This window comes from Chitinimonas sp. BJYL2 (assembly GCF_027257935.1).
In the GTDB taxonomy this organism is placed as follows: domain Bacteria; phylum Pseudomonadota; class Gammaproteobacteria; order Burkholderiales; family Chitinimonadaceae; genus Chitinimonas.
Map to the genome: position 1 here is coordinate 486,488 of NZ_JANZKW010000001.1, position 20,080 is coordinate 506,567.

16 protein-coding genes are annotated in these 20,080 nt (G+C 62.2%); 4 read left to right on the forward strand and 12 right to left on the reverse strand.

Annotated features, from left to right (window positions below; all coding sequences use genetic code 11):
• Positions 1-16 precede the first annotated feature (16 nt).
• Positions 17-379, reverse strand: a complete 363-nt coding sequence (locus O9X62_RS02275) for a hypothetical protein (protein ID WP_269531153.1) — start codon at positions 377-379, stop codon at positions 17-19.
• Positions 380-611: 232 nt separating this feature from the next.
• On the opposite strand from O9X62_RS02275, the gene O9X62_RS02280 reads away from it, so the two are divergent.
• Entirely contained in the window at positions 612-1,826 is a 1,215-nt protein-coding gene (locus O9X62_RS02280; protein ID WP_269531154.1) for a M48 family metalloprotease, read from the forward strand.
• A gap of 64 nt (positions 1,827-1,890) precedes the next feature.
• Here O9X62_RS02280 and O9X62_RS02285 read toward each other — a convergent pair whose 3' ends face one another.
• The 7 genes from O9X62_RS02285 to O9X62_RS02315 form a co-directional block, all read right to left on the reverse strand.
• The gene (locus O9X62_RS02285; RefSeq protein WP_269531155.1) at positions 1,891-2,931 is read right to left on the reverse strand and encodes a sulfate/molybdate ABC transporter ATP-binding protein; all 1,041 of its coding nucleotides are present in this window, start codon (positions 2,929-2,931) and stop codon (positions 1,891-1,893) included.
• A 48-nt stretch (positions 2,932-2,979) separates the two neighbouring features.
• Positions 2,980-3,855, reverse strand: coding sequence for a sulfate ABC transporter permease subunit CysW (cysW, locus tag O9X62_RS02290; protein ID WP_269531156.1), 876 nt, complete (start codon positions 3,853-3,855; stop codon positions 2,980-2,982).
• Between the two features lie 7 nt (positions 3,856-3,862).
• Entirely contained in the window at positions 3,863-4,696 is an 834-nt protein-coding gene (gene cysT / locus O9X62_RS02295) for a sulfate ABC transporter permease subunit CysT (RefSeq protein WP_269531157.1), read from the reverse strand.
• Between the two features lie 76 nt (positions 4,697-4,772).
• Positions 4,773-5,774, reverse strand: coding sequence for a sulfate ABC transporter substrate-binding protein (locus O9X62_RS02300; RefSeq protein WP_269531158.1), 1,002 nt, complete (start codon positions 5,772-5,774; stop codon positions 4,773-4,775).
• 90 nt (positions 5,775-5,864) lie between these two features.
• On the reverse strand, positions 5,865-6,407 hold the full coding sequence (locus O9X62_RS02305; RefSeq protein WP_269531159.1) for a hypothetical protein: 543 nt from the start codon (positions 6,405-6,407) through the stop codon (positions 5,865-5,867).
• Positions 6,408-6,480: 73 nt separating this feature from the next.
• A complete protein-coding gene (locus tag O9X62_RS02310; protein ID WP_269531160.1) occupies positions 6,481-7,524 on the reverse strand; it encodes a porin in 1,044 nt (347 codons plus the stop codon).
• 133 nt (positions 7,525-7,657) lie between these two features.
• Positions 7,658-8,659: a sulfate ABC transporter substrate-binding protein gene (locus O9X62_RS02315; protein ID WP_269531161.1), complete on the reverse strand. Its 1,002-nt coding sequence runs from the start codon at positions 8,657-8,659 to the stop codon at positions 7,658-7,660.
• A 271-nt stretch (positions 8,660-8,930) separates the two neighbouring features.
• On the opposite strand from O9X62_RS02315, the gene O9X62_RS02320 reads away from it, so the two are divergent.
• Both O9X62_RS02320 and O9X62_RS02325 read left to right on the forward strand, forming a co-directional pair.
• Positions 8,931-10,070, forward strand: a complete 1,140-nt coding sequence (locus tag O9X62_RS02320) for an efflux RND transporter periplasmic adaptor subunit (RefSeq protein ID WP_269531162.1) — start codon at positions 8,931-8,933, stop codon at positions 10,068-10,070.
• An 88-nt stretch (positions 10,071-10,158) separates the two neighbouring features.
• Complete coding sequence (locus O9X62_RS02325; RefSeq protein WP_269531163.1) at positions 10,159-13,239, forward strand: efflux RND transporter permease subunit; 3,081 nt, start codon at positions 10,159-10,161, stop codon at positions 13,237-13,239.
• Between the two features lie 147 nt (positions 13,240-13,386).
• Here the strand turns inward: O9X62_RS02325 and O9X62_RS02330 are convergent, their stop codons facing one another.
• The 4 genes from O9X62_RS02330 to O9X62_RS02345 form a co-directional block, all read right to left on the reverse strand.
• The gene (locus O9X62_RS02330) at positions 13,387-15,213 is read right to left on the reverse strand and encodes a S8 family peptidase (protein WP_269531164.1); all 1,827 of its coding nucleotides are present in this window, start codon (positions 15,211-15,213) and stop codon (positions 13,387-13,389) included.
• 555 nt (positions 15,214-15,768) lie between these two features.
• Positions 15,769-16,116, reverse strand: a complete 348-nt coding sequence (locus O9X62_RS02335; protein WP_269531165.1) for a 2Fe-2S iron-sulfur cluster-binding protein — start codon at positions 16,114-16,116, stop codon at positions 15,769-15,771.
• Between the two features lie 3 nt (positions 16,117-16,119).
• Entirely contained in the window at positions 16,120-16,740 is a 621-nt protein-coding gene (locus O9X62_RS02340) for a metalloregulator ArsR/SmtB family transcription factor (RefSeq protein WP_269531166.1), read from the reverse strand.
• On the reverse strand, positions 16,737-17,948 hold the full coding sequence (locus O9X62_RS02345; protein ID WP_269531167.1) for an MFS transporter: 1,212 nt from the start codon (positions 17,946-17,948) through the stop codon (positions 16,737-16,739). The genes O9X62_RS02340 and O9X62_RS02345 overlap by 4 nt, the downstream gene beginning before the upstream one ends.
• A 154-nt stretch (positions 17,949-18,102) precedes the next feature.
• On the opposite strand from O9X62_RS02345, the gene O9X62_RS02350 reads away from it, so the two are divergent.
• Entirely contained in the window at positions 18,103-20,055 is a 1,953-nt protein-coding gene (locus tag O9X62_RS02350; protein WP_269531168.1) for a lytic transglycosylase domain-containing protein, read from the forward strand.
• Positions 20,056-20,080 lie beyond the last annotated feature (25 nt).

Consider the following 20,080-nt stretch of genomic DNA (forward strand, 5'->3'; position numbering starts at 1 on the left):
TAGCCTTCAATGCGATTTATTTGGATAAGAACCAAGCCGACGCTTCTGACTGGTAGAGTCGATAAATGATAAATACTTCAGCGGGAATCAATAATATTGAAACCACAAGATCAATCTTGTTCACTTCTGCAAGACTCGCAGCAAAAAGTAAATAAGAACCAGCGATAAGCACCAGATAGATATGGCGAGCGGGATTGCTTCGCCTGGAAAGCTTGTATGGAAGAATGGATAAGAGTGCATAAACGATGATGGAAAAGACGAAATAATTCCCCGAAGATAATCCTGACAGTTTTGCGGCCAATGCAGATAGGGCTGATATGGCAAGCGTAATCCAAATTGCAAGTATGGCCTGCCTAACACCTTGGGGTAATGAATACACTGAAACCTCCACTTTATTATGGTGCGCGACCACATTCCAGAATGTGGTCGCATTATTTAAAATATTGCCTTAAGACTTTAATCAAATGTGGGTGACTACACATAGACCGGAAAGTGATAGACCATAAGTTGCACTCATGGTCTCTGCATGCGGCGTTCAACGGTTTGCGGCATAGTGAGGGCCGCCCTCCAGCCAGGAGGCGGCAAATCAAAAAATCCACCCAGGAGGTTCGATGCAGACACAGCTGGTTTACCCCAAGGAAAAGTCGCTTTTCGCGATTCTGGCCACGCTGGCCGTCTTTTTCTGGTTACTCATCATCGTCGGCACGCTAGGCATTGCCCTGATCTACGTGCTGATGTTCTTCATCCTCTATCTGTTCGCACAATCGGGCTTCATCTCATACATCAAGGGCACAGCCGTACGCATCACGCCCGAGCAATTTCCCGATCTGCACGCACGGGTCGTCGCGTGTGCCGAAAAGGTCGGCCTGCGCAAGGTGCCCGATGCCTATCTGCTGCGCAGCGACGGCATTTTCAATGCCTTTGCCACCAAGTTCCTCGGCCGCAACTACATCGCCCTTTATGCCGAACTCGTCGATGCGCTCGACGACCGCCAAGAGGCGCTCAACTTCTATATCGGCCATGAGCTGGGTCACCTGCATCGCCAGCACCTCAAGTACGGTCCCTTCCTTGCGCCGGTCGCTTGGCTCCCCCTGATTGGTGCGGCGTATTCGCGCGCCCGTGAATACACCTGTGACCGCTACGGCCTGCTTTGCAGCGCCAGTGCGGACGATGCGGTCCACGCCGTGGGCGTGCTGGCTGCCGGTGGTCGCCATGCGCACAAGCTTAATACCGGTGCCTACGCAGGCCAGCGCAATGCAACCGGTGGGTTCTGGATGTCGTTCCATGAGCTCGTCGGCGATTACCCCTGGCTGGTCAAGCGCCTGCACGCAGTGAACGAGCTGGGGCAACAACGTGAACCCAAGATGCCCGGTCGTCATGGGCTGGCCTGGCTGTTCGCTTTCTTCGTGCCGCGTACCGGCATGCCCAGCGGCGGCGGATTCATCGTGATGATTGCCATTGTCGGTATTCTCGCGGCGATTGCGATTCCGCAGTTCCAGCAATACGAAACCCGTGCCAAGGCGGCTGCCTTCATGGGGGACGGCCGCAGTGTCATGGCCCATCTGGCGGCCAATGGCACCACGGTAGACGAAGCGAATGTCATGCTCGATGCACTCAAGGCCAACCCCACTAGCCTCGGCCTGAGCGGTGCCGATGTGAACTTCGGTGCCGGCGGGACGGTGGAGCTCAAGGCGCGCGAGCAGGCACTCCAAGGTGCCAGCCTGCGTTTCAGCCCGGATGTGGCCGATGACGACTCGGTAAGCTGGCGCTGCGAAGTCACCGCCGAAGGCAAGCTGGAAACCCATCGGCTCGCCTGGTGCCAATAGGCCGGCCAGCCGCAACAAAAAGCCCCGCAAGTGAGCGGGGCTTTTTGTTGGCGAAGCGGCGGAATCAGATCGCGTAATCCTCGGCAAACACCCGCGCCGAGCGCGGTCGGATATACACGTTCTCGCCACTGGCAAAGCGCTGGTTTGCATAGGCCTCGCGGCTCAGCTCGGCCTCGACCGGGTCGCCGTTCTCCAGGCTCAGTTCCAGTCGCACGATGGAGCCGATGGCGCGCACATGATCGACCTTGGCTGACAGGGTTTGCGGCGCACGCTCGCGGAGGATTTCGATATCGTGCGGGCGCACATAGGCCACTGCGCCATCGGCCGCGACCGGGTGCTCGCCAACCTGTGCAAAACCGCCATGCACGCGGCTGTGGAACAGGTTCACATCGCCAAGGAACTGGTACACAAACGGTGTGGCTGGCGTGTCGTACACCTGCTCGGGCGTGCCGATCTGCTCGATATTGCCCTTGTTCATCACCACCACGCGGTCGGCGACTTCGAGCGCCTCTTCCTGATCGTGCGTCACGAACACCGAGGTCACATGCACTTCCTCGTGCAGGCGCTTGAGCCAGCGACGCAACTCCTTGCGCACCTTGGTATCGAGCGCGCCGAAGGGTTCATCCAGCAGCAATACCTTGGGTTCCACTGCCAGCGCACGCGCCAGGGCGATACGTTGGCGCTGGCCACCCGACAGCTGCGCCGGATAGCGATCGGCCAGCCAGTCGAGCTGCACCAGATCGAGCAGCTGATGGACGCGGCGCTTGATCTCGCTGTCTGATGGGCGCGTCTGCTTGCCGCGTACACGCAGGCCGAAGGCCACGTTCTCGAACACGGTCATGTGCCGGAACAGCGCGTAATGCTGGAATACGAAGCCGACCTGGCGCTCGCCCACCTGGGTGTCGGTGGCGTCTTCACCGTGGAACAGGATCTGCCCGCGGTCGGGCGTTTCCAGACCAGCGATGATGCGCAGCAAGGTGGTCTTGCCACAGCCAGACGGCCCCAGCAGGGCCAGCAGCTCGCCTGTTTCGACCTTGAGATCGACATTGTTCAGCGCGGTGAACGCGCCGAACTGCTTGTGGATGCCTTGGACTTCAATGCTCATGATGACCTCGTGAGGGGGAGGTGCGGGGCGTCATGCCCCACACGGCAATCATTCGTCGTAAACCGCCGCGCGCTCGGCGGCCATCAACCGTTCGGTGTTCCATTCGACCCAGGTCTTGGCGGCCAGGGTCACTAGCGCCAGCAGCGCCAGGATCGAGGCACAGGCAAAGGCACCGACAAAGTTGTATTCGTTGTAAAGAATCTCGACATGCAGCGGAATCGTGTTGGTCATGCCTCGGATATGACCCGACACCACGCTGACGGCGCCAAACTCGCCCATCGCCCGGGCGTTACACAGGATCACGCCATACAGCAGACCCCACTTGATGTTGGGCAGCGTGATCTTCCAGAAGGTCTGCCAGCCACTTGCGCCCAGCACCAGCGCGGCCTGCTCTTCCTCGGTACCCTGCGCTTCCATCAGCGGGATCAGCTCACGCGCCACGAAGGGGAAGGTGACGAACACGGTCGCCAGCACGATGCCGGGCACGGCGAAGATGATCTTGATGTCGTTTTCCATCAGCCACGGGCCCAACCAGCCCTGAGCACCGAAGATCAGCACATAGATCAGGCCAGCCACCACAGGAGACACCGAAAACGGCAGATCAATCAGCGTGATGAGCAGGCTCTTGCCCTTGAAATCGAACTTGGCAATCGCCCACGACGCCGCTACGCCGAACACCAGATTGAACGGCACAGCAATCGCAGCCGTGATCAGGGTCAGCTGGATAGCGGCGCGCGCGTCGGGTTCGATCAGGGCTTCGACATAAAGCTGCCAACCCTTGCGCAGGGCCTCGACGAACACCGAAACCAGCGGGATCACCAGAAACAGGGTAAGAAAGGCGAGCGCGAGGCCGATCAGGGTCCAGCGCACCCAGCGGGCTTCATCGGTGGCGGCAGAGCGCGTTTTGTTTGTCAGTGCGTGCATGCCGGCCTCACTTGCGCATGCCATGGCGGCGCGCATGCCACCACTGGATCAGGTTGATGACAAGGATCATGACAAACGAGATCAGCAGCATCACCGTGGCAATCGCCGCCGCACCGGTGTAGTCGTACTGTTCCAGCTTGCCGATGATCAGCAAGGGGGCGATTTCGGATTCGAACGGAATATTGCCGGCGATGAAGATCACCGAGCCGTATTCGCCAATGGCGCGCGCAAACGCGAGCGTGAAGCCGGTCAGCAGGGCAGGCAGCGCTGCCGGCAGGATCACCTTGGTGAAGGTTTGCCAGCGACTCGCCCCCAGACAGGCCGCCGCCTCTTCGAGTTCGGCCTCCAGATCCTGCAGCACCGGCTGCACGGTACGCACCACAAAAGGCAGACCAATAAAGGTCAACGCCACCACAATACCCAGTGGCTTGAACGCGACCTGGATACCCAGCGGAGCGAGCAGGCTGCCGAACCAGCCATTGGGCGCGTAGAGGTTGGTGAGCGCGATACCGGCCACGGCGGTGGGCAAGGCAAAAGGCAGGTCCACCAGCGCATCGACGATACGCTTACCCACGAACTGATAGCGCACCAGTACCCAGGCGACCAGCAGACCGAAGATCAGGTTCAGCGAGGCCGCAATAAAGCTCGCACCAAAAGTCAGCTTGTAGGTGGCCACCACCCGGTCGGCGGTCACGATGGCCCAGAAATCGGCAAAGCTCAGGCTCGATGTCTTGATCACCAGCGCGGACAGCGGGATCAGCACGATCAGGCTCAGGTAGATGATGGTGTAGCCGAACCCCAGGCCGAAGCCGGGCAGCACACTGGGTTGCTTGAATCGCATGAGGGATATCTATCGCTAGAACAGGCAGGAACCCGGGTGCGCGACCAGCTTGATGCGCACACCCGGTGGCCGGGGCTTACTTGCGGGTGTACACCTGATCAAAGCTGCCGCCGTCGTCGAAGTGGGTTTTCTGGGCCTTGCGCCAGCCACCGAACACCTCGTCCACGGTGAACAGCTTCACCGCCGGGAACTGGTTAGCGTACTTCTTGAATACCGCCGGATCTTGCGGACGCAGATAGTTCTGCGCGGCGATCTCCTGCGCAGCCGGCGTCCACAGGAACTTCAGGTATTCCTCGGCGGCCTTGCGCGTGCCCTTCTTGTCCACGACCTTGTCCACGATGGTCACCGGCGGCTCAGCACGGATGCTGAGCGTGGGATACACCACCTCGAACTGGCCACGGCCGAATTCACGGGCAATCATTTCGGCTTCGTTCTCGAAGGTCAGCAACACATCGCCGATCTGGCGCTGCATGAAGGTGGTGGTGGCGGCGCGGCCACCGGCATCAAGCACCGGCACGTTCTTGAGCAGGGCACTCACGAACTCGCGGGCCTTCTGTTCATTGCCGCCGGGCTGGCGCAGTGCATAGCCCCAGGCAGCCAGATAGCTGTAGCGACCGTTGCCGGTCACCTTGGGGTTGGGCATCACTACCTGCACACCCGGCTTGACCAGATCAGACCAATCCTTGATCTGCTTGGGGTTGCCCTTGCGCACGATCAGCACTTGCAGGCTGGTGAACGGCAGGCTGTTGTTGGGCAGGCGGGTGGCCCAGTTTTCGGGGATCAGCTTGGCCTTGTCGTGCAGGGCATCGATATCAGGCGGCATGTTCATGGTGATCACATCGGCGGCCAGGCCGTCGATGACCGAGCGGGCCTGCTTGCCCGAGCCGCCGTGCGACTGCTGGATCACCACATCTTCACCGGTCTTGGCCTTGTAGCTTTTGACGAAAGCCGGGTTCAGATCCTTGTAGAAGTCGCGCATGACGTCATACGAGACATTGAGCAGTTCGGGGCCGGCCAGCGCGGCGGCAGACAGGCTGGTGGCCAGTGCGGCAGCAATCAGGCGATGCAGGGTCTTCATGATGGGAACACTCCTCAAGCTTTGGTGACGGGAATTTAGCAGTGCGCTTTTATAACCATAAAGAATTTTTGATTCCGCGCTGATAACCGATCAGCCATCCATTGGGGCCGGCGCCAGCGTTTCACCACGCACCCCGAAACCCTCGCCCAGATAGCTATCAAGCACGCCTTGCGGCAAACCCTCCGGCACCAGCAACACCACCCGGTCCGGCGCAATATCAAAATGCGCCAGCATGCGCGCAAAGGTGCGGCCATGCGCAGCCTGCACGTAGTCGAAAAGACGCGAATGCACCGGCAGCAGCAGCGGTTCAGTCTGCGCCGCAACAACACAGTGATTCAGGGTATGGATCAGCCGGCACAGGCGATCGAGCTTGAGCAGACCATCCGCCCCGGAGGCAAGCCGGAACAACTGCTCAGGCGGCACCTCGATACCATCCCCCCGACGGGCGTGCAGCCTGGCCAGCGGCAAGCTGGCACTCCCGACGCCATGGCGCTCATAGCGACTGCGCAGCTCGCACTTGAAATAGCGCCCATGGACCCCGGTGGCATCCAGCCCTAGCGGAAAGCCCGCTACCCAGCTGGCGGGCAGGGTGGCCAAGCGCGTAGCGAGTGCATGGCGCTGCTCGGGGTTCATGATGGGCTTCCTCAAAGAAAAGGGCCCGGACTAGCCGGGCCCGACGGCGGGAGGGCCGATACCGATCTATTGATCAGAAGTTATGGCGAATGGCCACACCCAATACGCGCGGATCATTGCCGGCCAAGGGCGTGAACTTGTTGCTGCCGTAATCGAAGCGGGCGCGGGCATTGGCTTCGTTCTGGATGGCCGCGTAGTAGGCGTAGACGGTGCTGCGCTTGCTCAGTGCGTAATCGATCTGCGCCGAGTAGAAGTCCACCCCATCACGCGCATTGCCAGCCGACTCATCGGCCTGTGCCACCGCCGCACGTAGTGTGGTCTTGCCGAGCGCATAGGCGGCTTGCAGGGTCCACGTGTCCACGGACTTTTCAGCGGCACCGCTGGCGCCGTTATCGAGCTTGCTCCACGCAGCACCCAGCGTCAGTTGATCGAGCTTGATGCTGCCGATCAGCTTGATGGCAGTAAGGTCGGCACCGCGTGCAGTGGGCTCGTTCTTGCGGTCGTAAGCGGCGCCCACGTTCCAGGTCTTGGTGGCGTACTCTGCCGAACCCGAAAGCGTGTCGCGGCGGGAGCCGGCTGTCGCACCGGTGTAGGTGCCCTTGTTCTCGTCGGGCGAGTAACCGAGCTTGAACTGGAAGCCATCCCAGTTAGGGCTGTGGTACTGGACCGTATTGGTCTGGCGGGTATGCACATTCAGGCCCGAGGCCTTGCCATGCGTCACGTGCTCCAGCGGATCAGCCTGATTCCACAGCAGGTCCACGCCCTTGGCCAGCAGCTTGAACGGGGTATCGGTGTTGCCGGCGATCACGCTGCCGAAGTCGCCACGCAGGCCGACAAAGCTGTTACGGCTGGCAAAGTTGCCGCTGTTGGCGCTGTCGTCAAAACCGACCGTACTTTCCACCTGCCAGATCGCCTTGAGTCCATCGCCCAGGTTTTCCTCGCCCTTGAAACCGATGCGCGAAGCCAGGCTTTGCACGACGAAACGGCTGGTCTTGCCATCGTCGTTCGATTCGACGCCGACATCGGCGCGACCATACAGGGTGACGTTATTGTCATTGGCCAGCACAGGGGCGGCCAGGGCAGCCAGTACGGCAGCAGTGAGAATGCGGTTGGACATGGGGTTCCCTTTCTTGTGTGTTATGGGTGCAAGGACGCAGGCGGCCCTGCCGGGTCAAGCCTGACCGGCTGCGTCGGTATTCGTAAGGCGGATAACAGACAGATCAGCCGCCTGCACGTGGCAGGCGTGCTGCTTACTTGCCGGTGTAGATCTGGTCGAAGATGCCACCGTCACCGAAGTGGGTCTTCTGGGCCTGACGCCAGCTGCCGAAGTGCTCTTCCAGCTTGAACAGCTTCACCTTGGGGAACTGCGCAGCGTACTTCTGGGCAATGGCCGGATCAGTCGGACGGTAGTAGTTCTGGGCGGCCAGCTCCTGGCCCACCGGGCTGTACAGGTAGTTCAGGTAGGCCTCGGCCACCTTACGGGTGCCTTTCTTGTCGACCACCTTGTCCACCACAGCAACCGGCGGCTCGGCGAGGATGGAAATCGACGGGGCAACGATATCGAACTTGTCCGGACCCAGTTCCTTCACGGCCAGCACGGCTTCATTTTCCCAGGAGATGAACACATCGCCCTGACCGCGCTGGGTAAAGGTGATCAGCGAACCACGGGCGCCGGTATCAAGGATGGGGACGTTCTTGTACAGACGCTGCACAAAGTCACGCGCCTTGGCTTCGTTACCGCCAGGCTGCTTGAGCGCGTAGCCCCAGGCGGCCAGGTAGTTCCAGCGGGCGCCGCCGCTGGTCTTGGGATTGGGGGTGATCACCTTCACATCGGCGCGGACCAGATCGTTCCAGTCCTTGATCGCCTTGGGGTTACCCTTGCGCACCAGGAACACGATGGTGGAGCTGTAAGGCGCGCTATTGTGCTTGAGGCGCTTTTGCCAATCGGGTGACAGCAGCTTGGCCTGATCGGCGATTTCATCAATGTCATAAGCCAGCGCCAGGGTCACCACATCAGCCTGCAGGCCATCGATCACCGAGCGCGCCTGCTTGCCGGAGCCACCGTGTGATTGCTTGACGACGACATCGTCACCCGTTTTCTTCTTCCAGTCAGCCGCGAAGGCTTTGTTGAAATCCTGGTACAGCTCGCGAGTCGGGTCATAAGATACGTTCAGCAGTTCCACCTCGGCCGCGATTGCGGACAGGGGCAGCAGGGCGGTCGCCAGCAGAATGGCCAAGGTAGTGCGCTTCATGTTCGTGTGCTCCGTATGGTGGGTTGACGGCTGCACTCTAGCGCTCAGCGAACAAATGAAAAAAGAATAACAAACTAATTTTTTATATCTTTTAGATTTATAGAACCCACTCATGCCCGCCCGCAAAGGCGCTTGCATACGCTGCTTATAATCTTGTACGGGCATCAGTCGGTCACAGAGCGGGTGCTAAACTTCGTCGCAAACGAAACTTGTCCGCATTCTCAAGGTCAGTTTCCCGCTTCCCTTGCCTCCTCCAACCGAGAAATCACCCATGTCCCGCCCCATTCTTCCCTGGCTGCTCGGCACTGGCGTTGTTGCCGTTGTTGCCTGGGCTGCGTTCAAACCCGCTGCCGCCGGCGGCCCGGAAGGTTCGGGTGACAAAGCCCAACTGGTCACCACCCTGATCGCCCAGGCGCGCGATGTGCCGCTGCGCGTTGAAGCCCAGGGCACGGTGACTGCGCTTAACTCGGTGGAGCTCAGGCCGCAGGTGTCGTCCACGATCCGCACCATCCATGTCCGAGAGGGTCAGGATGTGCGTGCGGGCCAGGTCTTGTTCACGCTCGATACGCGCAACGATGCCGCCAAGGTCGCGCAATCCGATGCCGATCTGGCGCAGGTACGGGCCCAACTCAAGGATGCCGAGCGTGCACTGGCAAGGGCGCAAGAGCTGCGGCGGCAGAACTTCGTGTCACAAAGCGCGGTGGATAGCGCCCAGTCGAGTGCCGACGCACTCAAGGCCAGCCTGGCCGCGCGGGAAGCCGCACTGGGCTCGGCCAAAGTCGCCCTCAGTTACCAGACCATTACCGCCCCATTTGCCGGCCGTATCGGTGCCATCGATGTGCATCCGGGCGCGTTGGTGCAGCCGGGCATGGCCGCACCGCTGACCACCATCACCCAGCTGGATCCGGTCTCGGTTGCCTTCACCCTGCCGGAGCGCGAACTCTCGCGTTTGCTGGCGAGCCAGGCACAGGGCGAGGCCCCGGCGCAGGTGCTGCCGGATCAAGGCAAGCCCATACCGGGCAAGCTGCGCTTTGTGGACAACAAGGTCGATACCGCCACTGGCACGATTCTGGTCAAGGCTGAATTCCCCAACACCCAACGTCTGCTGTGGCCCGGCGCCTTTGCCCGCGTGGCGATCGAGTTGGGCACCGAGAAGCAGGCTGTGGTCCTGCCCTCGGGCGCGCTGCAAACGGGCCCGCAGGGCGGCTTTGTCTATGTGGTCGCTGATGACAACACAGTGAAACCACAACCGATCAAACTGAGCCGCATGATCACCGAAGAGGGCAAGCAGTTCGGCATCGTGTCGGGCGTGAAGGCCGGCAACAAGGTGGTGGTTGAGGGCGGCGGGAATCTGCGTCCCGGCGCCACCGTGAAAGAAGCCGCCAAAGACGCTGGCAAGAGCGACAAGTAAGCCCCATGCCGGGCGCGGCCACGGGCTTTCGCGCCCGCCGCGCCACACCGAGCACGACTGACGACGCGCACCGACCGAGTCCCCTTACATGCATATTTCCGAACTCTGTATCCGCCGCCCGGTGATGACCACGCTGTTGTCGATCTCGGTCGTCATTGCGGGGATGTTTGCCTACCAGAAGCTGCCGATTGCAGCCCTGCCCTCGTTCGATACCCCCACGATCAACGTCTCGGCCAACCTGCCGGGGGCCTCGCCTGAAACCATGGCAGCCTCGGTGGCCACGCCGCTGGAGAAGCAGTTCTCCACCATTGCCGGCCTCAAGCTGATCACCTCGAACTCACGCCAGGGCAGCACCAATATCACGCTGGAGTTCGATGACGATCGCGATATCGACAAAGCGGCCGTTGATGTCCAGGCCGCACTGCTGCAGGCACAGCGTTCGCTGCCGGACGACATGCCCGACCTGCCGTCCTACCGCAAGGTCAACCCGGCTGATGCGCCGGTCATCCTGATCAGCCTGACCTCTCCCTCGCTGCCGCTGTCGGAACTCAATGATTACGCCGAGAACCTGATCTCGCCCAACCTCGCCACCATTGCCGGCGTGGCCCAGGTGAATGTGTTCGGCCAGCGCAAGTACGCAGTGCGCATCAGTGTCGATCCCGACAAGCTTGCCGCACGCAATCTGACGCTGTCAGAAGTGTCCGCCGCCCTACGTGCTGCCAATGCCAACACCCCGGTGGGCGTGCTCGACGGCCAGCGCCAGCAGCTGATCATCGAGGCCAACAAGCAGCTGACCAACGCCGCTGCCTTCCGCAAAGTCATCATCGCCACCCAGCAAGGCCGGCCAGTGCGGCTGGAAGATGTGAGCCGTGTGGAAGACAGCATCCAGAGCGTGACCTCGGCCGCCTATGTGAACGGTGAACTGGGTCTGGTGATGGGCGTACAGCGCCAGCCCGGCGCCAATACCGTGGCCGTGGTCGACCGTATCCGCGACGTGATGCCGGGCCTGATCGAGCAGATGCCCGATTCGGTATCGGTGGCGTTCCGCAACGACCGTTCGGTCTCGATCCGCGAAGCCATCCATGATGTGAACTTCACCCTGGCACTCACCGTGGTACTGGTCGTGCTGGTGATCTTCCTGTTCCTGCGCCGCGCCACGGCCACGCTGATTCCCACCGTCACCCTGCCGATCTCGCTGATTTCGACCTTTGCGCTGATGCTCTGGCTGGGCAGTTCGCTCAACAACATCTCCCTGCTGGGCATTACCCTGGCCGTGGGGCTGGTGGTGGATGACGCCATCGTGGTGCTCGAAAACATCGTGCGCCACATCGAGGAAGGCATGCAGCCTTTCGAGGCGGCCATCAAGGGTTCACGCGAGGTGGGGTTCACCATCGTGTCGATCTCGCTCTCGCTGGTGGCCGTATTCATTCCGATCTTTTACATGCCCGGCGTGATCGGCAAACTGTTCCATGAATTCGCTCTGGTGGTCAGCCTCGCCATCCTCGTTTCGGCCATTGCCTCGCTGACCCTGATCCCGCTGCTGTGCGCCCGCTTCCTCAAGCATGAAGACGAATCCAAACCGGCCGGCAAGCTGAGCCAGTCGTTCGAGCGCGGTTTCGACGGTTTGCTCGGGGCTTACCAGCGCACGCTGGATACCGCCCTGCGCCACCAGCGCTGGGTACTGCTGGTAGCCTTGACCACCTTTGTGCTGACCGCCTGGTTCTACTACGTGATTCCCAAGGGTTTCTTCCCTGAAGAAGACATCAACCAGATCACCGCCCGCTCCGAAGCCTCGCTCGATATGGCGTTCCCGGCCATGCACGCGCTGCAGAAACAGGCCGAGAACGCCGTGCGCAGCAGCCCGCATGTGGAACAAGTGGTGTCGGTGGTGGGCGGCGGGCTGAATGCCAGCAACACCGCACGCATGTTCATCTCGCTCAAGCCCAAGAGCCAACGCCCGCCCATGGCGGCCGTGATCGCCGATCTGCGCAAGCGCACCGCGGGCATCAGCGGCCTGAGGATGTTCTTCAACGCCGACCAGAACCTGCAGATCGGCAGCGTGCAGACCAATAGCCGCTTCCAGTATGTGCTCCAGGGCGTGAACTCGGACGAGTTGTACGAGTGGTCCGACAAGCTGCTCAAGCAACTGCGCGAGGAAAAAATCCTCGTCGATGTCAGCAGCAATGCCCAGCGCCGCGGCCTGCAGGCGAGCCTGCGCATTGATCGTGAACAGGCCGCGCGACTCGGCGTGAACATCAACACCGTGCGCGATACGCTCTATGCGGCCTTCGGCGACCGTCAGGTGGGCACCATCTATACCGCCACGGCCGATTACGCGGTGATGATGCGCTTTGACGATGCCTTCCGCGCCGACGAAACCGCCTTCGAGAAGGTAAAGGTGCGCTCCAGCAATGGCCAGCTCGTCCCTCTGACCGCCTTCGCCACGGTGGAACGCACGGTCGGCCCGACCTCGGTCGCGCACCGCGGCCAGCTGCAGGCGGTAACCTTGTCGTTCAATCTGGCGCCCGGCGTCACGCTCGGTGATGCCCTCAAGCGCGTCGATGCCATCAAGCAGGATCTCGGCATGCCGCAAAGCGTGCTGACCACGCTGGGTGGCGATGCGGCCACCTTCCAGTCCAACCAGACCAGCCAGCTGGCGCTGATCTTGATTGCGGTGGCGGTCATCTACGTGCTGCTGGGCGTGCTGTACGAAAGCTATGTGCACCCGATCACGATTCTGGCCGGCCTGCCCTCGGCCGCCGTGGGTGCATTGGTCACGCTGCGCCTGTTCGATATGGAGCTGACGTTGATCGCGGTGATCGGCATCCTGCTGCTGGTGGGTATCGTCAAAAAGAACGCCATCATGATGATCGACTTCGCCATCGAGGCCCGTCACAAAGGCGAGACCGACCCGGTCAAGGCGATCCGCGACGCCTGCCTGATGCGTTTCCGCCCGATCATGATGACCACGCTGGCCGCCATGATGGGCGCCGTACCCATCGCCGCCGGCCTCGGTGCCGGCGCCGAGCTGCGCCAGCCGCTGGGTCTGGCCGTGGTGGGCGGGCTGATCTTCTCGCAGCTGATCACGCTCTACATCACGCCGGTGCTGTATCTGTTCTTTGATCGCTTGCAAACCCGGTTTAGCGGAGGCGCACCCGCTCACACCTGATCCCCTTTTGCGTAGGGTGCGCATGCAGTTTCTGGCCGCTGGTACACACCTACCAGCGGCCTTTTGCGTTTCTGCGGCGCAAAAAAAGCCGCGGCGAACCGCGGCTGAACCCATTGCTGGGGGAGATCGTGACTGCGTGGCCAGGAATTACCAGGCCAGTTGCAGTGTGTATTTGCCGTTGGTGCTGCCGGTACCGCCGCTGTAGTACAACACGCGGGCATAGACGGTGGTCGAGGTCGTGCCACTGTTCCTGACCGAGGCTGTATCCACCTTGCCAGCACCCAGCTCACTCTTGGCCAGCTGCGAACCGCTGCTGTTGTAGATGTAGAGGTCGTAGTCGGCCGTGGTGCTACCGGGGGTCATGGTCGCGGTCAGGGTCTTGCCGGCTGGCAGGGTGACCTTGAAATAGTCGCCGTCCGAGCTGCTGCCCATGGTGCCGTTCACTGTCACCGGGTTGGCGATGGTGTTGGCAGTGCCCAGGGTGTTGTTGGACTCGGTTTCACTGGTGGTCGTACCGCCGCCACCGCCGCCGCTACCACCCACCGCAGCTTGCACGGCGGCATAGGCATTCAGCATGCCGGCACCGCAACCCGAACAGGTCGCGATAAAGGGCTTGGCCGACGACTTCAGCAGGCTTTCCACCTGATCCGGGGTCAGCGTGGGCTTGGCAGCCAGCATCAGCGCGGCCACACCGGCCACATGCGGGGTCGCCATCGACGTACCCTGGAAGTACACATAGTTGTCGGCACCCGGGGTGGTGGTGCCGGCATTCAGTGTGGACAGGATGCCGTTGGTGTTGCCGCTGCTCTGGTCACCACCCGGGGCAGCAATATCCACCAGGGTGCCGTAGTTGGAGTAGTAGGCACGGGCACCGGTCTTGCCGTAGGCAGCCACAGCCACCACACCCGAGCAGTTGGCCGGGCTGGAGTTGCTGACGTTCTGGTTCTCGTTACCCGCGGCCACGATCACCACGGCGCCGTTGGCACGTGCCGCATTGATGGCGTTCTGACTGGTGGTATCGCAGCTACCGCCACCACCGAGCGAGAGATTCAGCACGCGAGCCTTGTTAGGGTTGGTCGGCAAACCACTGACGGCGCCACCCGAGGCCCAGATCATGGCATCGGCAATATCGGAGGTATAGCCGCCGCACTTGCCCAGCACGCGCATCGGCAGCACCTTGGCGTTATACGCAATGCCTGCCACGCCCACGCCGTTGTTGGTGACCGCCGCAATGGTGCCGGCCACGTGGGTGCCGTGCCAGCTGGAATTGCTGGCCGGATCGCCCTGCTGGCACTCGTTGGCCGCGGTGTAGTCGCCCGGATCACGGGCGTCGCTGTCACGCGCATTGCCATCGTTGGCGATGGCGGTGTCGTTGATCATGTCGTAGCCGCCCACGATATTGGCAGCCAGATCGGCGTGTGGGCGGTAGCCGGTGTCAATCACGGCCACGACCACGCCCGAACCGGTAGACAGATCCCAGGCCTGGGTCAGGTTCAGGCCCACGGAGCTGACCTGCATGTCCCACTGGTCTGCCCAGCGCGGATCATTCGGTGCCGGTGCCATGGCGCGCATGATGCGGTCGGGTTCGACATATTCGATGTTGTCGTCCGATGCCTTGATCTGTGCGGCCATCGCTTCCACATCCTTGAGCTTGAAGCGCTTGCCCAGCTTCCACACCTGGGTGCCCAAGCCACCTTCACGGTGGAAGCTGACATTGCCGCCAAAGCGCGACATCACAGCTTGCATGCCGGCCTGGCGCTGCGCCCGTACCGTGGCCATTACGTTAGCGGCACTGGCGCTCTTGGCCTGTGCCGCGGAGACGCCGCTATCGCGGTATTTCACGATCAGCCGGTCAGTATCAAGGATGGGGCCCGAGCCCATCGTGGCGGCAGCGGCCGTTCCCGCCATCGCTGCCAGCATGACGGCCACACTGCTGCGTTGGCAGTGTTTGACCCACCTGAGGTTTCTTTTCATTGTGCTGCTCCATCTTGTATTGCTCATCGCACGGTGGCTCCGCCCGCGCTGGAAATAAGAACCACCGTCTGCCCTGCGCGGATACGCAGGGGCAGTCGAGGAGCCTGGGGGGTTCGGGGGCGTCGCTCAGCGACGCGGCGCGGGCTGGAGCCAGCGCCAGAGCGGTGTGGAGGTGGGCGAGACGGTGCGCCATTGCTGTGATGGCGACTTGGGCGCAGGTGCGCGGACAAACCAGAACATGCCAACCCTCCGTGCGCCGCAGGTCGTGCGGCGGATGAATCCGGTCAGCCGGCGACCGGCGCACCCTGATGGAGTGGGCCGAATAACCGGCGGCGTGAATTGCAAGGTGCTTGCTTGGGGAATCTGGTACCCATGTGCAAATTTATAGCCATGAGTTATGCCTGTATTACTTCAGGTTTTGTGTCGGGCAATCTAGACGCTTGAAACGGGTGTCTCAAGTTTTTTCCAAGTTGCTGTTCTTAAAGCGCAACAGTCGACTTTCGCGTGCCTGCGCCAGCCATCGGATTGACCCTGCTGCCACAAGGCGCCAGACGCTTACCAGCGCACCCGCAGCTCGCCCGGCGGGATAAGCACGTGGCAAGCCAGGCGCGGGGTGTCCGGCGCATCGGTCAGGCTGGTGGCGCGCTGCTGAACCACATCGAGCTTGCCGATCCGGGCCAGCACATTGCGCTCTTTCCCGCTCGGCACGAACTCGACGGGTTGAGCGGCGTGACGCAGGTACACCAGACAGGCACCGCAGGTACCCTGACCACAACGCCAGTAAAGCGGCAAGCCACGGTCGCGCACCAGTTCACGCACGGTATCGATCAGCAGGCCGCCAGCCGGCGCTTGGGCCTCGACCGCGTCTTGCATGGTGCCACCTTGCAGGATCAGCCGGGTCATCGCTCAGGTAACCGGTTTGATCAGATAGACACAACGACGCGCGCCACCCAGCAGATGCTCGGTGCGCACCACCGTACCGGCATCACCAATCACGCGCTGGAACAGCGCCAGTTCGCTGCGGCAGAATCCTTGGCATTGCTGTGCCGCAGCGCAGATGGGGCAGTGGTTTTCAGCCAGCAGCCAACCCTCGGGATGGGATTCGACCTCGGCCATATAGCCCTCGCGCGTGCGTTGCTGCGCCAATGCTTCAATCTTGCCGGCAAGGCTGGCCGCCCCTGCAGTGGCGGCCAGGTAATCGCGCTCGGCTTCCTGCTCGCGCGCCGCAATCAGGCGGGACAAGCCGGCCTCGCCAAACAATTGCTGTACCTGCGCCAGCAGCGCGACCGTGAGATCCCCGTGGCGATCGGGAAAGCGCGCGTGGCCTGCATCGCTGAGCAGCCAGTAACGCGCCGGCCGACCCACCCCTTCGTTGCGATCCTCGCTGAGCAACAACCCGCGCTCCTGCGCGCCTTCAAGATGTCGGCGCACCGCCATCGAACTCAGCGCCAGCAGCTCGCTCAATTGCTGGGCGGTTTGCGGTCCACGGGTCTTGAGCAGATACAGCACGCGCTCGGCGGTATTCATGCGGCGGACTCCGTTTTCAGCGCGCTATCGCCATGCCAGCGCCAGATCCGGCTGGCTGCCCACAGGCCCGCAGCACTGCCGCAGAGCAGGATCAGGCGGGTATCCAGCAGGGTCAGCACCGCGCCCAGCAAGGCCACGGCGATATTGGCCAGACAGAATATCGTGGCCAGCAAACCCATCACCGCACCCTGGCCGTGATGACCGAAGCGATCGGCCACATAGGCCGGCATGATGGCGTTGTAGAGCGCAATCGGCAGGCCCGCCACCACAATGGCGACCACGCCGGCCTCTCTGAGTCCCAGGCCCAGGCTAGCAATCAGCACCGCGGCCATCACCACCAGCAAGGTCGCGCGGCGCAGCGGCTCGCCCGGTGGCAGCCGCGTCACCAGACCCGAGGAGCTGGCCATCAGCAGGCACATCACCCCGGTCGTCAGCGCGATACCGCGCGCATCCATCCCGGCGAACTCCACCAGCCACAACGGGTAGAACTCGTAAAAGGCGGTGATGCACAGGGTAACGCCCAGCTGCAACGCGAACAGTACGCGGATATCGGCATGGGCAAGCAGATTCAACGCATGCTTGTCACGGGCAACCTGCCACCAGGCCAACGCAGCCTGGGTGGGCGGCTCGGCAGGCAGTGCCACCCACACCATGGCCGCCGTGACCAGTAGGGCAACCACCGCAATCCAGAACGGCACGGTCACACCAAACCCCACTGTCAGGCCGGCCAGCATGGGACCGACCAGCCAGCCCATGTAAAGCGCGCTGTTGAACCAGGCAAAGGCCTTCACGCGCAGCGGGCCGTCGATGCGATCGGCCAGCATAGCTCGGGCTACCGGTGCATTGCCTTCCACAATGCCGGTCGCAAAGCGGGCAATGATGAACAGGGGATAGGACTGCCAGACCAGTGCCAGCGCCGTTACCGCATGGCCCGCCGCACAAGCCAGCGCAGTCATCAGCAACACAGGCCGCCGCCCGTAGCGATCCGAGATCGGCCCCAGTACGGCCGAGCCCAGCAACATGCCCAGCGGGTTGACGGCCAGTGCAATGCTGAACAGCAGCTTGGGCGGCAGGCCAAGATAGTGGTTGAAGTCGTTAGGTGCATCGGCCGCAAACAACGGTGGCAGGATCGGATATGGCAGGGCCGCACCGATGGTGGACAGCAATCCCAGCAAGCAAGCGGCAATCAACAGCAGAGGGGTTTTCATGGCCGATCCCGGCAACAGCGTGGCCATCAGGATACGCCGCACAGTTGTATTTGTAATCAATTTTGTTTACAAATAATCCCGCGCGGCTTGCCGAGCACAGACCACGAGCCAAGCCCGGCCTGTGCTAGATTCGGGATGCGTTCCCTCACCTGCCATGCCCATGCGTCATTGTCTGCCCTACCTGTTGCTGTTACTGAGCACCCTGACGGCGCAAGCCGCCCTGGTTGACGACATGAACGCCGCCCGCGAAGCCGCACGTACCGGCAAGCTGGAACAGATCGTCGCCATCACGGAGCGGACCGATGGCACTGCATTGGAAATGTATCCGCGCTACTGGCTGCTCAATGCACAGATTGAACTGCTGCCCGAGCCCGACGTGATGGATTTTCTCGATCGCTACCGCGGCAGCCCCTTGGCTGACCGCCTGCGTGGCGACTGGCTCAAGCGCCTCGGCAAGCGTGGCGACTGGGCGCTGTTCGAGCGCGAATGGCCCAAGCTGCTGCAATGGGATACGGGTACGGAGCTGCACTGTTATCGCCTGCAACTAGCGCTCAAGCGCAATGATCGCGGCATGGTCACGCGCGAAGGCAAGCCGCTGTGGTTCAGCCCCAAGGGCCGCGCCGACGCCTGCGCGCCCGTGTTTGATGCCCTGTTCACCCAAGGGCAGCTCGATAACGACGATGTATGGGCACGTATCCGCCTGGCTTTGCAGGCCAACAATCCGGACTTTGCCCTGCAACTGGCCCCGCGCCTGAGCAACCCGGCCGGTTTGGATGCCAAGCTGCTGCGCCTCTTGGCCAGCAAGCCCGCCAAAGCCTATCCCAAGCTCAATGCCAGCAGCCGCGGTGGTCGTGAAATCGTCCTGTTTGCGATTGATCGCGCCGCCCGCGCCAAATCCGACGAGGGCCTCGCGCTGCTGAACAAATGGTCGGCTCGCCTGCCCGATGCCGATCGCCAGCAGGCCTGGCGCCGTCTGGCGTTCCACGCAAGCCGCCGCCACGATGCGCGCGCGCTCGATTGGTGGCACAGAGGCGGCAACCCCGCCCAGTTCGATCAGGACAGCCGCGAGTGGTATGTCCGCGCCGCCCTGCGCGCCGGCGACTGGAAAGCCGTAGCCAACGGCATTGATGCCATGGAGACCCGCCCGCTCGATGCCGCCTGGCGCTACTGGCGCGCACGCGCCGCCGTGCAGGCCGGCCAGACGGGCGACGCCAACAAGCGCTTTGCCGAGCTGGCGGGCGAGCATCACTTCTATGGCCTGCTGGCGCGCGAGGCACTGGGCTCGATTGCCGACACCACCATCGGACGCTACAAGCCCTCGTCAGAGGAGCTGCAGGCCATCCGCCAGATGGCGGGTGTGGAACGTGCGCTGGCCCTGCATGCCATGGATTGGCGCAGCGAAGGGGTGCGCGAGTGGAACTGGGCCATGCGTGGTCTCAGCGACCGCCAGCTGCTGGCCGCCGCCGAAGTCGCCCGCCAGTATCACTGGTATGACCGCGCGATCTACTCGGCCGAGCGCACGCGCGACATCCACGATTTCGGCCTGCGCTTCCTGGCGCCCTACCGCGACATCACCCAGGCTTACTCACGCCAGTTGGGCCTGGATGAGGCCTGGGTATTCGGCCTGATCCGCCAGGAAAGCCGCTTTGTGAATGTGGCGCGTTCCAGCGTGGGTGCACAGGGTCTGATGCAGGTGATGCCCGCCACGGCACGCTGGGTGGCGCGCAAGATGGGGGTGGGTTACTCACCCGAAGCCGCCAACGAAATCGGCACCAATGTGCAGCTGGGCACCTGGTATCTCAAGCATGTGCTGGACGGCCTTGGTAACCAGCCGGTGCTGGCCACCGCCGCCTACAACGCTGGGCCTGGCAGGGCGCGTAACTGGCGCGGCGAACAAGCACTCGAAGGTGCCATCTACGCCGAGACCATTCCCTTTGCCGAAACGCGCGATTACGTCAAAAAGGTGATGAGCAATGCCGTGTATTACGCCCAAGCTTTCGGCAGGGGCGAAACTTCGCTGACCCGACGCATGGGCATCGTACCGGGTAGCGGCGGTCAGCGCGTTAGCGAGGTGGACGACCCCTCACCGGCCGTGCAACCGGAGTAGGACACGCTGGCAGCAGCGGGGATTT

What these genes read in the sequence shown, in the direction of transcription:
- O9X62_RS02310 (WP_269531160.1), bottom strand. Translation starts at nt 7,524, where the DNA reads ATGTCCAACCGCATTCTCACTGCTGCCGTACTGGCTGCCCTGGCCGCC.
- O9X62_RS02280 (WP_269531154.1), top strand. Translation starts at nt 612, where the DNA reads ATGCAGACACAGCTGGTTTACCCCAAGGAAAAGTCGCTTTTCGCGATT.
- O9X62_RS02320 (WP_269531162.1), top strand. Translation starts at nt 8,931, where the DNA reads ATGTCCCGCCCCATTCTTCCCTGGCTGCTCGGCACTGGCGTTGTTGCC.
- O9X62_RS02285 (WP_269531155.1), bottom strand. Translation starts at nt 2,931, where the DNA reads ATGAGCATTGAAGTCCAAGGCATCCACAAGCAGTTCGGCGCGTTCACC.
- O9X62_RS02300 (WP_269531158.1), bottom strand. Translation starts at nt 5,774, where the DNA reads ATGAAGACCCTGCATCGCCTGATTGCTGCCGCACTGGCCACCAGCCTG.
- cysW (WP_269531156.1), bottom strand. Translation starts at nt 3,855, where the DNA reads ATGCACGCACTGACAAACAAAACGCGCTCTGCCGCCACCGATGAAGCC.
- O9X62_RS02340 (WP_269531166.1), bottom strand. Translation starts at nt 16,740, where the DNA reads ATGAATACCGCCGAGCGCGTGCTGTATCTGCTCAAGACCCGTGGACCG.
- O9X62_RS02305 (WP_269531159.1), bottom strand. Translation starts at nt 6,407, where the DNA reads ATGAACCCCGAGCAGCGCCATGCACTCGCTACGCGCTTGGCCACCCTG.
- O9X62_RS02345 (WP_269531167.1), bottom strand. Translation starts at nt 17,948, where the DNA reads ATGAAAACCCCTCTGCTGTTGATTGCCGCTTGCTTGCTGGGATTGCTG.
- O9X62_RS02325 (WP_269531163.1), top strand. Translation starts at nt 10,159, where the DNA reads ATGCATATTTCCGAACTCTGTATCCGCCGCCCGGTGATGACCACGCTG.
- O9X62_RS02330 (WP_269531164.1), bottom strand. Translation starts at nt 15,213, where the DNA reads ATGAAAAGAAACCTCAGGTGGGTCAAACACTGCCAACGCAGCAGTGTG.
- O9X62_RS02315 (WP_269531161.1), bottom strand. Translation starts at nt 8,659, where the DNA reads ATGAAGCGCACTACCTTGGCCATTCTGCTGGCGACCGCCCTGCTGCCC.
- O9X62_RS02350 (WP_269531168.1), top strand. Translation starts at nt 18,103, where the DNA reads ATGCCCATGCGTCATTGTCTGCCCTACCTGTTGCTGTTACTGAGCACC.
- cysT (WP_269531157.1), bottom strand. Translation starts at nt 4,696, where the DNA reads ATGCGATTCAAGCAACCCAGTGTGCTGCCCGGCTTCGGCCTGGGGTTC.
- O9X62_RS02335 (WP_269531165.1), bottom strand. Translation starts at nt 16,116, where the DNA reads ATGACCCGGCTGATCCTGCAAGGTGGCACCATGCAAGACGCGGTCGAG.